Origin of the sequence: Pseudotabrizicola formosa (assembly GCF_002900965.1) — a bacterium.
In the GTDB taxonomy this organism is placed as follows: domain Bacteria; phylum Pseudomonadota; class Alphaproteobacteria; order Rhodobacterales; family Rhodobacteraceae; genus Pseudotabrizicola; species Pseudotabrizicola formosa.
This window is the reverse complement of the sequence record NZ_PJOM01000003.1, coordinates 34,746-49,213: the sequence shown is the minus strand read 5'-3', so window position 1 is coordinate 49,213 and position 14,468 is coordinate 34,746. Positions and strand designations below refer to the sequence as shown.

Genomic DNA, 14,468 nt, shown 5'->3' with positions numbered 1-14,468 from the left:
GGGTCTGATGGACCGGCGCAGGGTATTGGCTTTGGGCGCGGCGGCAGGCATTGCCGCGCTTGCGCCGGGGCGGGTGATGGCCGCCGCTGACCCGGTGCCGGTTCTGACCAACTGGACCAAGCTGACGCTGCAACTGGTGCGGCACACCGCCACCTATTCCCCGCCTGTGGCGGCGCGGGCCTTTGGCTATCTGGGCGTCATCGCCTATGAGGCCGTGGCGGCCTGTGACGGGGCGATGACCAGCCTTGCCGGGCAGGTGAACGGGTTGCCCCCTTTGCCAGCGCCGGGCGACGGCCTGCATGATGCGGCGGCGGTGCTGCAATCCGCACTTTCGGCGGGCGTCGCGCATTTCTTTTCCAACACCGGACCGTCTGGCCAGCGGGCAATGGCGGCGATGACCCGCACGTTGAATGCCAAAGTGACCGAAGGTCTGCCTGCGGAGGTGGCCGCGCGCAGTGCTGCGCTGGGGCAGGCGATTGCCGCGCATGTCTGCCACTGGGCCGATGGCGATGGCGGCGCGGTGGTGGAAAACATGGGCTTTCCGCACAGCTATACCGCGCGTGACGACGCGGCGGCCTGGGTGCCCACCTCGCTGGTGCGCCAGCAGCAGGCTCCTTTGTTGCCGGACTGGGGGAATGTCCGGCCCTTTGCGATGCCTGCGGGCAATGCCTGCGCCCTGCCCCCGCCCCCGGCTTATAGTGAAGACCCTGGCTCGGCCTTTTATGCCGAAGCCATGGAGGTTTACACGGCGACACAGGCGATCACGCCCGAACAGGCGCTGATCGCGCGGTTCTGGTCGGATGATCCGATGCTGTCATCGACACCGCCCGGGCACTGGATTTTTGTCGCCAATGATCTGATCACCCGGCGGCAGATGCCGCTGGCCGCGAGCGTGGATCTGATGGCGCGGCTGGGCATTGCGATGGCCGATGCCTTCATCGGCTGCTGGCATGACAAGACCACCTATAACCTGCTGCGTCCTGTCACCTATATCAACCGGGTGATCGACCCGGCCTGGAAACCGCTGCTGACCACACCGCCGTTTCCCGAATACCCGTCAGGCCATTCCACCGTTTCGGCGGCGGCGGCGACGGTGCTGACGGCGGCGCTGGGAGAGGGGTATGCCTATGAGGATGTCACCCATGAGCGTGAGGGGCTTGACGCGCGGCGGTATGACAGTTTCTGGCAAGCGGCCGAAGAGGCTGGGAAGTCGCGGCTTTATGGCGGCATTCACTTTCGCTCTGCCATCGCGCAGGGTCTGACGCAGGGTCGCTGCATCGGGGCCCATGCGGTGGCGCTCAGGACAGTGGCATGAGGGGCGGGCTGGTCCGGGCACTGGGTCTGGTGTTGCTTGCGGCGCCTGTGGCCCCTGTGGCCGCGCAGACCGTACCGCAATTCGTTGAAGAAACCGGAGCTTCGGGTCTGGCGCATCGGTTCACCGGCGAATGGGAATATATGGTCGGTGGCGGCGTGGCGGCGTTTGATTGCAATGGTGATGCTTTGCCCGATCTGGCGCTTTCAGGCGGCACCGCGCCTGCGGCACTCTTTGTGAACCAGAGCCAGCCGGGCGGGGCCCTGGCCTTTGCCGCCGTGGACTCGGGTGTCGAGATGGAGGCGGTCACCGGCACCTATCCGATCGACATCGACAGCGACGGGATCACTGATCTGGTCCTGCTGCGGGTTGGCGAGAATGTGGTGATGCGCGGGCTGGGGGATTGCCGCTTCGAGCGCGCGAATGAGGACTGGGGCTTTGACGGCGGTGACGCATGGTCCACCGCCTTTGCCGCGATCTGGGAGGAGGGCGCGGCGCTGCCCACGCTCGCCATCGGCAATTACATTGACCGGCGGGAGGAGGCCTATCCTTGGGGGTCGTGCACCGACAACTGGCTGCACCGGCCCGAGGGCACCGCCTATGCGCCACCCCTGCCCCTGACGCCCAGTTTCTGCGCGCTGTCGATGCTGTTCACAGATTGGAACGGGTCGGGCGTGAAGTCGCTGCGGGTGTCGAATGACCGCGAGTATTATGAGGGGGGTGCGGAACAGATGTGGCATCTGGACCCGGGCCAGCCGCCGCGCCTGTACACCGAGGCCGAAGGCTGGAAGCGGCTGCGCATCTGGGGAATGGGGATTGCCAGCACCGATCTGGATGCCGATGGCTACCCCGAATTCTACCTGACCAGCATGGCCGACAACAAGCTGCAACGTCTGGCCGACCCCGCCCCCGATGCCCTGCCCGATTACACCGATATTGCCTGGGCCAAGGGCGTGACCGCGCACCGGCCCTTTATGGGCGAAGACCTGCGCCCATCCACCGGCTGGCATGCGCAATTTGCCGATGTGAACAATGACACGCGGGCCGATCTGTTCGTGGCCAAGGGCAATGTGTGGGAAATGCCGGATTTTGCCATGGCCGATCCCAACAACCTGCTGTTGCAGGGGATGGACGGGGTGTTTGTCGAAGCCGCAGACAAAGCCGGGGTGGCCAGCACGCAGGCTGCGCGCGGCGGGGCAGTGGTCGATCTGAACGGCGATGGCGCTCTGGATCTGGTTGTGGTCAACCGCAACAGTCCGGCACAGGTCTGGCGCAATGCGGGGCCGGTCGGCACCTGGATCGGCGTTGATCTGCGCCAGCCGGGTCCGAACCCCACCGGCATCGGTGCCTGGGTCGAAGTGCGGACAGGTGAGCATCTGCAACGGCACGAGATCACCTCGGGCGGCGGCCATGTGAGCGGGATCTGGGGGCCGCAGCACTTTGGCCTTGGTCAGGCCGACACTGCCGAAGTGCGGGTGATCTGGCCTGACGGCCGGATAAGCGACTGGCGTGATGTACCGGCGAATGGGGTCGTGACGGTCAGTCCAGCGGATTGACCTGACGGTGGCGCGGGGCCGTCAGCTCGGCATTCACCGCCCCGCCCAGCAGCACCGCAAGCACCCCCAGATACAGCCACATCAGCAAGGCCACCACCGCCCCGATGGAGCCGTAGATGCGGTTGTAACTGTCGAAATTTGCCAGATAGGCGGAAAAGGCAAAGCTGACGGCCGACCATGTCACCGATGCCACCACCACCCCGACGCTGACCCATGGCCGCCCGTTGCCGGCAGGCAGGTTCGGCCCGAAATGGTACAGGATCGACAGGCAGCTGAGCACCAGAACGAACATTGCCACCCATGGCAGAATGCTCAGGAACCATTCTTCCGCCGGGCCGAAATTGAGAAATTGCAGCAAAAACGGTACCAGAACGATGGTGGCAAGCCCGACGATGATGGCGAAGATCAAGGCCAGGGTCAGCGCGATATCGACCACCCAGCCCCAGATCCAGCCGCGCGGGGGGGTGCGGTTCACCACATCGAGGCCGGCGATCAGTGCCGATACCCCGGCGCGCGCCGAATAGAGCGCAATCATCAAAGACACAAAGGTGGCCCAGCCCAATGTGGTGCGTGGCGTGGCCAAAAGCCCCATGACCTGATCATGGATCAGCAGCGCCGCATCGGTGGGCAAGAACTGTTCGCCCACATCAAGGTATTCCTGAATCACCTGCGGGTCCGCCATCAGGCTCCAGATCGCGACGCTGGCGGCAAGGCCGGGAAACACCGCGAACATGGCGTAAAAGGCCACACCCGCGGCGATCAGGCCGAAATGGCCGTCATTGATCCGGCCCCAGACTGCCGAGAGAAAGTCCCACGCTTTGAAAACCCAGCCCATCATCTGCCCATCTGTGCCTGTTGCCCGCTCTTGCAGAGGCTATCCATAAGAGGTGCACCTTGCACAACAGTACGGTCAGAGCAACTTGCACAAGCCCTGCACCAGTGAAAAGATAGCGCCAGAAGAAGGATTTCCCATGACTTACGCCCCGCATCCCGACCGCTATTCCCGCATGACCTATCGCCGCTGCGGCGTCTCGGGGCTGAAACTGCCCGCCATCAGCCTTGGGCTGTGGCACAACTTCGGGCACGACACGCCGCATCAGACCAAGCGCGACATCTGCCGCACCGCCTTTGACCACGGGATCACGCATTTTGACCTTGCCAACAATTATGGCCCGCCGCCCGGCAGCGCCGAAGAGGCGTTCGGCGAGATTCTGCGCAGCGATTTTGCCGGGCACCGCGATGAGCTGATCATCAGCTCGAAGGCTGGCTATCTGATGTGGCAGGGGCCTTACGGCGAATGGGGAAGCCGCAAGAGCCTGATCGCCTCCTGTGACCAGAGCCTGAAGCGGATGGGGTTGGACTATGTGGATATCTTCTATTCTCACCGCTTTGACCCCGACACGCCGCTGGAAGAAACCATGGGGGCGCTGGACCAGATCGTGCGGTCAGGCCGGGCGCTCTATGTCGGCATTTCCAGCTATTCCAGCGCCAAGACGCGCGAGGCAGCGGCCATTCTGAAATCTCTGGGCACGCCTTGCGTGATCCATCAGCCCAGCTACAATATTCTGAACCGCTGGGTGGAAAAGGACGGTCTGCGCGAAACGCTGCGCGAGCTTGGGATCGGGTCTATTGCCTTTACCCCACTGGCGCAGGGGATTCTGACCAAGAAATATCTGGGCGGCATTCCTGAAAACAGCCGTGCGGCACAAGGCAAAAGCCTGAACCCCGGCACCATCACCCCGCGGGCCCTCGACAGCGTGAAGGCGCTGGATGCCCTGGCACAGGCGCGCGGGCAGACATTGGCGCAGATGGCGATTGCCTGGGTCTTGCGCGAGGAAAAGATCACCACCGCGCTGATCGGCGCCTCCAGCCCAGACCAGGTGATCGATTGCGTCGGGGCCATCCACAACCTGAGCTTTACCGCCGAAGAACTGGCGCAGATTGACAGCGTGGCAGCCGAAGAGGACATTAACCTGTGGGCAAGGTCCTCGGCCGAATAGGTCCCGGAAATAGCTAAAACACCAATCGTTAAGCCCCGGTTTACCGCGCCCCTGTAGACCGGGGGCGGGTGTAGAAAATGGGTGTGTGATGGCAGGGCAAGCAAATGCCGCGCCAGTCATCATCAAGCGGAAGAAGAAAGTTGTCGGCGGTGGCCACCACGGGGGTGCGTGGAAGGTTGCCTATGCTGATTTCGTGACGGCCATGATGGCCTTCTTCATGCTGATGTGGCTGCTGAACGCGACGACAGATCAACAACGCAAAGGGATCTCGGACTATTTCAGTCCGGTCATCCCGCTCAGCCGGGTTTCTGGCGGCGGCGATGGCGCCTTTGGCGGCGATTCCATCATGTCCCAGGACACGCTGACCCAGAGCGGGACCGGCGCGGCACCTGGCGCGCCTGCGGCAAAGGAAAAGGCGCAAGGGGAGACAGGACAAGCCGGCGAGGCGGCAGAAGCCGAGGAAGAACGGCTGGCGCAGGCGCAAAAGGCGCTGTTGGCCCGCAGTGGCGAAAGCATGACCATGGAACGCCTGCTGCGCCATGTGGTGACGCGGGTGACCGATGAAGGGTTGGTGATCGAGCTGTTCGACCTGGATCAGGCCCCCCTGTTCGACGCCGAAACTGCCACCCCGACGCAGACCCTGCGCGATCTGGCACAAGTGCTGGCCGACGTGTTGCAGGCCACCCGCAATGATCTGGCTGTGGGCGGACATGTGCACAGCTACCCGATGATGATGCGCGAAAACCCGGTCTGGCCGTTATCGGCCGCGCGGGCCCAGGCGGGGCGCATGCTGTTGCAAGACCAGGGGGTGGCGGACAACCGCTTTGCCCGCGTTACCGGTTTTGCCGACCGCAAGCCACTGACCCCGGACCCTTCGGTGATCCGCAACAACCGGCTGGAGGTCATCCTGCTGCGCAACGATCGCTAGCCGGTTTTGTCAAACTGTCGCTGTTAGCTGGCTGTTAATCGCCATCCTGCAAGGTGCGAGGCACATAGAGGCATCGACCTGTAGAAAGGCGGTATAGATGACTATCTCTTCCTCGCTGAACGCGGGCGTCGCAGGCTTGAGCGCAAATGCGACCAGGCTTGCGACCATTTCTGACAACATCGCCAATGCGTCGACCTATGGCTACAAACGGGCCGCCACCGAGTTTGAAAGCATGGTGCTTTCTGCAGGCGGCGGCGGCGGCGGCAAATACTCGGCAGGCGGCGTGCGCGCCTCGAGCCAGCGGCTGATTGATGAACAGGGTGGCCTTGTCGGCACGGCCAACGCGCTGGATCTGGCAGTGGCGGGTCGGGGCATGCTGCCGGTGATGCCAGCCGTGCGCCTGACCGGCAACGCCAGCGGCGCGCAACCCATGCTGATGACCACGACCGGATCGTTCCGCATGGATAAGGATGGCGTCTTGCGCACCGATTCCGGTCTGGTGCTCATGGGCGTGCCCGCCGATCGCAACGGCAATATCCCCGATTTTTCACGCGATACGACATCGGGCCTGCGCCCGGTGGTGATCGCCACCAACCAGACCGCCGCCGATCCGACCACGGCCGTCAGTCTGGCGGTCAACCTGCCTGCGGCAGAAACCAATGTCGGGTCGCCGGGGGGCGAGATTCCTCTGCAGGTGGAATATTATACCAATACGGGGACCGCCCAGTCGCTGGGCATCAGCTTTACGCCGACCGTGCCGGTGCCACCGGCAACTGCGGCATCCAATACCTGGACGCTTGAATTCACTGACAGTGCGCTGGGCGGGGCCGTCATCGGAACATATACGCTGGTGTTCGATACCTCCGGTTCGGCTGGCGGCACGCTGGCCTCCGTCACCACGGTGACGGGCGGCGCCTATGACCTGGCGACCGGCGCGATGACCCTTCCCGTTGCCGCAACCGGCGGCCCGATCGTCATGACCATCGGCCGTATCGGCCAGCCGGGAGGGTTGACCCAGTTGGGTGACAAATTCGTGCCCGGCAATGTGTCGAAGAACGGCTCGCCCACCGGCACTTTGACGGGGCTTGAGATTGACGAAAATGGCTATCTCATGGCCAGTTTCGACACCGGTTTTATCCGCCGGGTGTATCAGATCCCGCTGGTTGATGTGCCCAATCTGAACGGGCTGACCGCGCTGAGTGCGCAGACGTTCGAAATCTCCTCCGCCTCTGGTGCCTTTTTCCTGTGGAACGCCGGAGAGGGGCCGACAGGCAGCGTTCAGGGCTTTGCCCGCGAAGGGTCAACCACCGATATCGCCGCAGAACTGACCGCACTTATCACCACACAGCGGGCCTATTCGTCAAACGCCAAGGTGATCCAGACGGTGGACGAGATGTTGCAAGAAACCACCAATATCAAACGGTAAGGGTCGCTAGATGAGCATTGCATCCGCGCTAAACTCGGCTCTGTCCGGGCTGTCCGCCACATCGCGGATGGCCGATGTCACCGCCAACAACGTCTCGAACGCGCTGACCGAAGGCTACGCCCGGCGCGAGGTGCAACTGTCGGCCAGCAGCCGCGGTCTGGGCGGTGGCGGGGTTTCCATCACCGGCATTGCCCGCCAGATCGACAGTTTGCTGTTGCAGGATCTTCGGCTGGCATCTGCGGCGATGGGCGAACGCGCCACAGTTTCGACCTTTCTGTCCCGCATGGATGACGTGATGGGAACCGCGGATCAGGACGGGTCCCTGTCGGCGCGGATTGTCACCTTTGAACGCAGCTTGATCGAGGCGGCTGCAAGGCCCGAAGTCGATGCACGGCTTGCCTCTGTGGTGGACGCTGCCCGCAGCCTGACCCAGGGAATTGGTCAGATTGCCGAGGCAATCCAGACCGAGCGGCAAGCTGCCGATACCAAGATTGCACTGGATGTCAGGCGGTTGAATGACGCGCTGGCTGGGGTCGCGGAACTGAATTTGCGCATTCAGACTTTTGCGGCATCCGGGCGGGAGACCAGTGCCCTGAAAGATCAGCGCCAAAGCCTGGTGGATTCCATTTCCGCCATCGTTCCGGTGCGCGAGGCGTTGCGCGAAAATGACAAGATCGCCCTTTATACCACCGGCGGCACCATCCTGTTGGAAGGACAGCCGGTTCAGATCTCCTTCTCGCCGACCACGATGATCACGCCTGATCTGTCACTGGCCGCCGGTACATTGTCGGGCCTGACGCTGAACGGCAAGCCGCTGACCACCACGCCTGCCGGTGGCAGGCTGGGCGAAGGGCGGTTGTCAGCCCTGTTCGATCTGCGCGACCGCGAGGCCCCGGCTGCTCAGGCCAATCTGGATGCGCTGGCCCGCGACCTGATCGAACGGGTGGCCCATCCGGCGGTGGACCCGACCCGTGCCGTGGGCGCAGCGGCGCTGTTCACCGATGCGGGTGCCAGTTTTGACCCGGTGGATGAGGTGGGGTTGGCCAGCCGCATCCAGCTCAACACATTGGTGGACCCCGAGTCAGGGGGGGCCCTGTGGCGCCTGCGTGACGGGCTAGGTGCACCGACCGCAGGCCCGCCAGGATTTTCGGAGCGGCTGAGCGCGCTTTCCAATGCGCTGAGCGCCGTACGGACGCAAGTTTCCGGCGGCTTGTCACCCGGCGCGCGCAGCCTTGCAGGCTTTGCGTCCGACATCGCATCGACACAATCGGTCAATCGGCTGAGCGCGGACTCAAGCGCCGCCTTTGCGTCGGCCCGCGCCGAAGGGTTGCGCACCGCTCTCTTGCGCGACGGAGTCGATACCGATCAGGAAATGCAGAATCTGCTTGTGATCGAACAGGCCTATGCAGCGAATGCAAAGGTGATCCAGACCGTCGATGAGCTGATCAACATTCTGCTGGGGTTGTGACATGACGATGATCGCATCGGGCGACCTGGCCCAATCCTATCTGCTGAAATCAAACACCGCCCGGCTCAAGGGCACGCTGGACCGATTGACCAAGGAGTTTGCCGAAGGTCGGGTCAGCGATGTGGGGGCCACCTTGAACGGCGATCTGACCCGCCTGACCGCCGTGTCGCGCGCGCGGGGCATGACTGAGGGCTACTTGTCGGCCGGACGGGAGGCTGCCGCCCACAGTGCAGCGATGCAGCTTGCGCTGCAATCAATTGCGGGGACAACCGGGCCAATGGTGGGCAAATTGCTGACGGCGTCCCAACTGAGCACCGATGACAATGTCGAACTGACCGGGGTAGATGCGCGCGGTCGCCTCGACTCGGTTCTTGCCACGATGAACGCCGCCTCGGGCGGACGGTCCCTGTTTGCCGGGCAAGCGATCGATCAGCCCGCCGTGGCCGATGCCGCCACAATCCTGACAGCTCTGAACGCCGCACTGGTCGGTGCCACCACGGCGGAAGACGCGATGCAGCGCATCTCGGATTGGTTCGATGATCCGGCTGGGTATGTTGCCGTGGCCTATCTGGGGGATGTGCCGTTGACCCCGGTTGCCGTCTCCGCGACTGACCGGGTCTGGATGGGTGTGACAGCCGAAGATCAGGCCTTTCGCAACATGCTCAAGGGCATGAGCGCAGCAGCCCTTCTGGATGACCCCGCCTCGCCTTTGCCGCCCGTCATCCTCAAGGACCTCGCGCGCCTGTCCGCCGAAGCCCTGATCGCCGGCAATGATGACATGACGCTTCTTGCGGCGAAACTGGGGATCAGCGAAGGCCGGATTGACGCTGCCACCAGCCGCGCTGCGGTCGACCTGCTGGCACAGGAAATGGAACAGAGTGACCTTGTCAAAAGTGATCCCGAACGCCTCGCCCTGGAGTTGGAAGCCGTGCAGACCAATCTGGAATCGCTTTATGCGATCACGGCACGGCTCTCGCGCATGTCGCTGACGGATTTCCTGCGATGATCCGCTGGCTCGTCCTTGCCCTCTGCGCGCTCTGCTGTGGCCCGGCGCTGGCAGATGAGCTCCGGTTGACCGATCAGGTGCGGATCAAGGATCTTGTGGAATTCGACGGCGTACGTGGCAATGATCTTGTGGGCTACGGTCTGGTTGTGGGGCTGGATGGCACGGGCGACGGAATCCGCAATGCGCCTTTCACCGAAGAAATCATGTCCAACCTGTTGGAACGGCTCGGCGTGAACGTGGCGGGTGAGGCCTATCGCCCCAGAAACGTTGCAGCCGTCTTTGTCACCGCAAGCCTGCCGCCCTTTGCCCGGGCGGGCGGGCGGATTGATGTGACGGTATCGGCCATCGGTGATTCCAGCAGCCTGCTCGGCGGCACGCTGGTGATGACTCCGCTGAACGGTGCGGATGGTCAGATTTATGCCGTTGCGCAAGGAACGATCATCGCTGGCGGCATTGCCGCCGAGGGGGATGCCGCGCGGGTGGTGCAAGGTGTTCCGACCGCCGGGGTCATCCCCTCCGGCGCGCGGGTGGAGCGTGAAATTGATTTTGACTTCACGATGTTGCAGTCCATTCGTCTGGCCTTGCGCAACCCGGATTTCACCACGGCCGCACGGATTGAGACGGTGCTGAACCAGGAATTCGGACAGCGATTCGCGGTGATGCTGGATTCCGGCACGGTGGAAATGAACGTGGCCGCGGCAGGTTTGCGGTCGCCCGCGCATGTGATCGGACGCATTGAAAATCTGACCATTTCCCCCGAAACAAGGGCGCGCGTTGTGGTCGACCAACGGTCGGGCACCATTGTCATCGGTCAGGATGTGCGGATCAGCCGGGTCGCCGTGGCGCAGGGCAACCTGACCCTGCGGATCGAAGAGGCCCCGCTGGTGATCCAGCCCAACCCCTTTGCCGAGGGGGAGACGGTGGTGGTGCCGCGCACCAATGCCGAAATCAACCGCGCCCCGGGCACCGGGCTGGCGGAGGTGTCTGGCGGCACATCCTTGTCAGAGTTGGTGGCCGGGCTGAACGCACTTGGCGTGGCCCCGCATGACATGATCGACATTCTGAAAAGCATCAAGGCGGCGGGCGCGCTGCATGCCGATTTTGTGGTGAATTGAGGTGGGTCGGCGCATTGGGTTGGCCTTGGATGACCCGCTTTCACCCCATGGTCTTGCCACCGCTGCCATTTGCTGGGCGGTGATAGCCGCCGCTGCGGGCCGGGGGCTGGGCACCCTCGAAGCGATGTTCCGTGCTGCGCGGTTGAACAGGCTGCGGCACCACGGGCGCAGATTTGCCACAAGCGAGCAAGGTCTGCTGTGCCGTCTGGTGGCGCGGTGCCACCTGCCCAACCTGCGCCGGATCGGGCCGTCAGGCCCAAGTCGGATGGAAACGCCCTGCCGGGGAAAGGGTAAAGATCTCGCAACCCGTGGCCGTCACGCCGACCGAATGTTCGAACTGCGCCGACAGCGATCGGTCACGGGTGACAGCTGTCCAGTCATCCGCCAGGACCTTTGTTTCAGGACGGCCAAGGTTCACCATCGGCTCGATGGTGAAGAACATGCCTTCCTCCAACACCGCGCCGCTGCCTGGCCGGCCATAGTGCAGCACATTGGGGGGCGCGTGGAACACCCGGCCCAGACCATGGCCGCAGAAATCGCGCACCACCGACATGCGGTTCGCCTCGACGTAAGACTGGATCGCATGACCGATATCGCCGAAGGTGTTGCCCGGCATCACGGCGGCAATGCCGCGCATCAGCCCTTCATGGGTGACATCGATCAGCCGCTCGGCCTTGCGGGGCAGAGTGCCGGCCACATACATGCGGCTGGTATCACCGAACCAGCCATCAACGATCACCGTGACATCGATGTTGAGAATATCGCCATCGGCCAACTGCTTGCCACCCGGAATGCCATGGCAGACCACGTGATTGACCGAAATGCAGGAGGCGTGCCGATAGCCCTTGTAGCCGATGGTGGCGGACGTGGCCCCCCGACGGTCGATGTCTTCGCGGATGAAATCATCGAGTTCTGCGGTGGTTGCCCCCGGTTTCACCAGAGCGGCCACCGCGTCAAGGATCTCGGCTGCGACCTGCCCCGCAAGGCGCATTCCGGTGAAATCGGCATCCTCATAGATGCGGATTCCGTCTTTGGTGATGCGCCCGGCAGTGTCGTGCATGTCATAGATCCCTTGCATGCTGCCCTAGATAGGCAAATCGGGGCGGCTTGACCAGAGGGGCGCGCGCCTGCAGAGCAGGGTTTGAAAAGCGGGCCGCCCGGCCTATACCCGGACAGGATCAAGAACAAGGAACATGTGATGGACAACACGGCGGCATCTCCTTCTGGAAATCCTTCCGCGGCAATGCTTGTGATTGGCGATGAAATCCTGTCGGGCCGCACGCGCGACTCCAACATGCACTATCTTGCCGGCGAGTTGACCCGCCACGGCATCCGCCTGATGGAAGCGCGGGTGGTGGCCGATGATCACGACACGATTGTTGCGGCGGTCAACGCGCTTCGCAGCGCCCATGACCATCTGTTCACCAGCGGTGGCATCGGGCCGACGCATGATGACATCACGGCGGAGGCGATTGCTGCGGCTTTTGGCGTCGGCATCAGCCAACGCGCCGATGCGCTGGCGCTTCTGGCCGCGCATTACGCGCGCGCGGGGCTGGAGTTCAACGAGGCCCGCAGGCGCATGGCCCGCATTCCCGATGGCGCGACGCTTATCGACAATCCGGTGAGCACCGCGCCGGGGTTCACGCTGGGCAATGTGCATGTCATGGCCGGTGTGCCCAATATCTTTCAGGCGATGGTGGCCAGCGTGCTGCCCACCCTGACCGGCGGCGCACCGCTTTTGAGCCAGTCTCTGCGGGTCAATCGTGGCGAGGGGGAGGTGGCAGGACCTTTCGGCCAGCTTGCGGCAGAGTTTCCCGAACTGAGCATGGGGTCATATCCCTTCATCCAGAACGGCGCCCATGGCACCAATCTGGTGATCCGGGGCACCGATGCCGGGCAGATCGACACCGCAATGACCCGGCTGGCAGCGCTGTTCGGATGACGCCCGAGGCATTGGCCGATGTGATGGAACAGACCTGGCCGCCGGCGCGGCGCTTTGCGGTCGGGCCATGGTGCATTCGCGATGGTCAAGGCGGCGGCAAACGGGTGAGTGCAGCGACTGCCGGACCGGGTTGGAGCGATGAGGCCATTCCAGAGGCCGAGTCGGCAATGACCGGGCTGGGGCAGGACCCACTGTTTCTGATCCGGGAGGGTGATGGAGCCCTGGATCAGGCGCTGCAATCGCGCGGCTACCGGGTGGTCGATCCGGTGGTGGCTTATGAAGCGCCGTGCCACGTTCTGGCTGACCCTGCCCCGCCACCGATGTCGGCCTTTGCCCATTGGCCGCCTTTGGCGATCTGCGCCGAGATCTGGGCCGAAGGCGATATCGGGGCGGCGCGGTTGGCGGTGATGCAACGGGCTGCGGGGCCGAAATGCGTGCTTCTGGGGCGGGTCAATGACCAGCCCGCCGGGGTTGCCTTTGTGGCAATGCATCACGGGGTGGCGATGCTGCATGCGCTGGAGGTCCGATGCAAAGCCCGTCGGCAGGGTTCCGCGCACCATATCCTGCGGGCAGCGGCAGGCTGGGCGCAACAGAACGGGGCAGACAGTCTGGCAATGGTGGTTACGGTCGCGAATATTCCGGCACGCAACCTCTATGCTTCCCTTGGGATGGGGGTTGTGGGACAGTATCACTATCGGCAGCGATAAGCCCAAAGAGGCAACGGCAGGTGAAACAGACCGGAAAGAGCTTTGTTGCAGCGTTCGCGCTGGCACTGGTGCCGCCCATCGGGCTGGCACAGGCGGTGACTTTGGAGATGCCGTTTCCGGCCGTTCCCAGCGTGGACAAGACTGAAGCGCTGTCCTCTTATGCCTTGCCCCTTGGCGCCTATGCCGATGGTGAGGTGCCGATCCGCACGGTCGAAGGCCCGCTGCGCCAGACTGCATGGCGGATTGATGCCGCCGGGGCCACGACCTTGGAAGTGCTGGCCCCCCTGCGCGCACAGCTGACGACAGCTGGTTTCACACCGGTTTTTGAATGTGACTCGGCAGCCTGTGGTGGGTTTGATTTCCGCTATGCGACGCAGATCCTTCCGGAACCTGAAATGCATGTCGATCTGGGCGATTACCGGTTTTACGCGGCAGAGCGTGGGGAAGAGGTGGTCAGCCTGATCGTCAGCCGGACGGCGGCGGCGGGATTTGTGCAGATGATCCATGTCGGCGGGCCGGTCAGTGCCGCGCCATTGCTGACCACATCAACCAAAACCCCTGAGGATACGGCCCTGCCGGCAAAGGTGGCCACAGGTGTTGACCCAACCCCGTTTGGCGAACGGCTGATCTCGGGCGGGGCGGTGGCGCTGGAGGATCTGGAATTTGCCTCGGGCGCGTCCACGCTGTCCGAGGGGCCATTTGCGTCGCTGACCATGCTGGCTGACTGGTTGCGGCAAAACCCGGCGGTGACGGTGGCGCTGGTTGGCCACACAGATGCCTCGGGCGGGCTGGAGGGCAATATCGCCCTGTCGCGCCAACGCGCCGAGGCCGTTCGGCAGGTTCTGATCAGCGCGGAGGGCATTCCGGCGGCACGCGTTGCGGCGCAAGGCGTGGGCTATCTGGCACCACGCAGCACCAACCTGACCGAAGACGGGCGGGACAAAAACAGAAGGGTCGAAGTCATTGTGACCTCGACCCCGATACCGCCAGCGCAGGACAGTCAGTAGC

13 protein-coding genes are annotated in these 14,468 nt (G+C 63.6%); 11 read left to right on the top strand and 2 right to left on the bottom strand.

The annotated features are described in order from the left end of the window. Positions 1-7 precede the first annotated feature (7 nt). The gene (locus CXR43_RS11505) at positions 8-1,315 is read left to right on the top strand and encodes a vanadium-dependent haloperoxidase (RefSeq protein WP_103334251.1); all 1,308 of its coding nucleotides are present in this window, start codon (positions 8-10) and stop codon (positions 1,313-1,315) included. Further along, positions 1,312-2,868 carry a CRTAC1 family protein gene (locus CXR43_RS11500; RefSeq protein ID WP_103334250.1) on the top strand — a complete coding sequence of 519 codons (1,557 nt, stop codon included), beginning with the start codon at positions 1,312-1,314 and terminating at the stop codon, positions 2,866-2,868. Before CXR43_RS11505 ends, CXR43_RS11500 begins: the two co-directional genes overlap by 4 nt. Here CXR43_RS11500 and CXR43_RS11495 read toward each other — a convergent pair. Continuing rightward, complete coding sequence (locus CXR43_RS11495; protein WP_103334249.1) at positions 2,852-3,706, bottom strand: YihY/virulence factor BrkB family protein; 855 nt, start codon at positions 3,704-3,706, stop codon at positions 2,852-2,854. The two genes, CXR43_RS11500 and CXR43_RS11495, sit on opposite strands and share 17 nt — an antisense overlap. Before the next feature lie 133 nt (positions 3,707-3,839). Here CXR43_RS11495 and mgrA point away from each other — a divergent pair, with 133 nt between their 5' ends. The 6 genes from mgrA to CXR43_RS11465 all read left to right on the top strand — a co-directional run bounded on the left by mgrA (position 3,840) and on the right by CXR43_RS11465 (position 10,811). Continuing rightward, positions 3,840-4,868 carry an L-glyceraldehyde 3-phosphate reductase gene (mgrA, locus tag CXR43_RS11490; protein ID WP_103334248.1) on the top strand — a complete coding sequence of 343 codons (1,029 nt, stop codon included), beginning with the start codon at positions 3,840-3,842 and terminating at the stop codon, positions 4,866-4,868. 88 nt (positions 4,869-4,956) lie between these two features. Next, positions 4,957-5,796 carry an OmpA/MotB family protein gene (locus tag CXR43_RS11485; protein ID WP_103334247.1) on the top strand — a complete coding sequence of 280 codons (840 nt, stop codon included), beginning with the start codon at positions 4,957-4,959 and terminating at the stop codon, positions 5,794-5,796. Between the two features lie 97 nt (positions 5,797-5,893). Next, positions 5,894-7,222, top strand: a complete 1,329-nt coding sequence (locus CXR43_RS11480; protein ID WP_103334246.1) for a flagellar hook protein FlgE — start codon at positions 5,894-5,896, stop codon at positions 7,220-7,222. Between the two features lie 10 nt (positions 7,223-7,232). After that, positions 7,233-8,690, top strand: a complete 1,458-nt coding sequence (gene flgK / locus CXR43_RS11475) for a flagellar hook-associated protein FlgK (RefSeq protein ID WP_103334245.1) — start codon at positions 7,233-7,235, stop codon at positions 8,688-8,690. Position 8,691: 1 nt separating this feature from the next. Then, positions 8,692-9,696 carry a flagellin family protein gene (locus tag CXR43_RS11470; RefSeq protein ID WP_103334244.1) on the top strand — a complete coding sequence of 335 codons (1,005 nt, stop codon included), beginning with the start codon at positions 8,692-8,694 and terminating at the stop codon, positions 9,694-9,696. Next, positions 9,693-10,811, top strand: a complete 1,119-nt coding sequence (locus tag CXR43_RS11465) for a flagellar basal body P-ring protein FlgI (protein ID WP_103334243.1) — start codon at positions 9,693-9,695, stop codon at positions 10,809-10,811. The genes CXR43_RS11470 and CXR43_RS11465 overlap by 4 nt, the downstream gene beginning before the upstream one ends. A 250-nt stretch (positions 10,812-11,061) precedes the next feature. Here the strand turns inward: CXR43_RS11465 and map are convergent, their stop codons facing one another. Then, the gene (map, locus tag CXR43_RS11460; protein ID WP_103334652.1) at positions 11,062-11,871 is read right to left on the bottom strand and encodes a type I methionyl aminopeptidase; all 810 of its coding nucleotides are present in this window, start codon (positions 11,869-11,871) and stop codon (positions 11,062-11,064) included. Between the two features lie 138 nt (positions 11,872-12,009). Here map and CXR43_RS11455 point away from each other — a divergent pair, with 138 nt between their 5' ends. Genes CXR43_RS11455 through CXR43_RS11445 form a run of 3 tightly spaced genes read left to right on the top strand, consistent with a single transcriptional unit; the run spans position 12,010 to position 14,467 of the window. After that, positions 12,010-12,753, top strand: coding sequence for a competence/damage-inducible protein A (locus CXR43_RS11455; RefSeq protein ID WP_103334651.1), 744 nt, complete (start codon positions 12,010-12,012; stop codon positions 12,751-12,753). Further along, positions 12,750-13,460, top strand: coding sequence for a GNAT family N-acetyltransferase (locus CXR43_RS11450; RefSeq protein WP_103334242.1), 711 nt, complete (start codon positions 12,750-12,752; stop codon positions 13,458-13,460). The genes CXR43_RS11455 and CXR43_RS11450 overlap by 4 nt, the downstream gene beginning before the upstream one ends. Positions 13,461-13,480: 20 nt before the next feature. Then, entirely contained in the window at positions 13,481-14,467 is a 987-nt protein-coding gene (locus CXR43_RS11445) for an OmpA family protein (protein WP_246831374.1), read from the top strand. The last annotated feature ends 1 nt before the right edge of the window (position 14,468 follow it).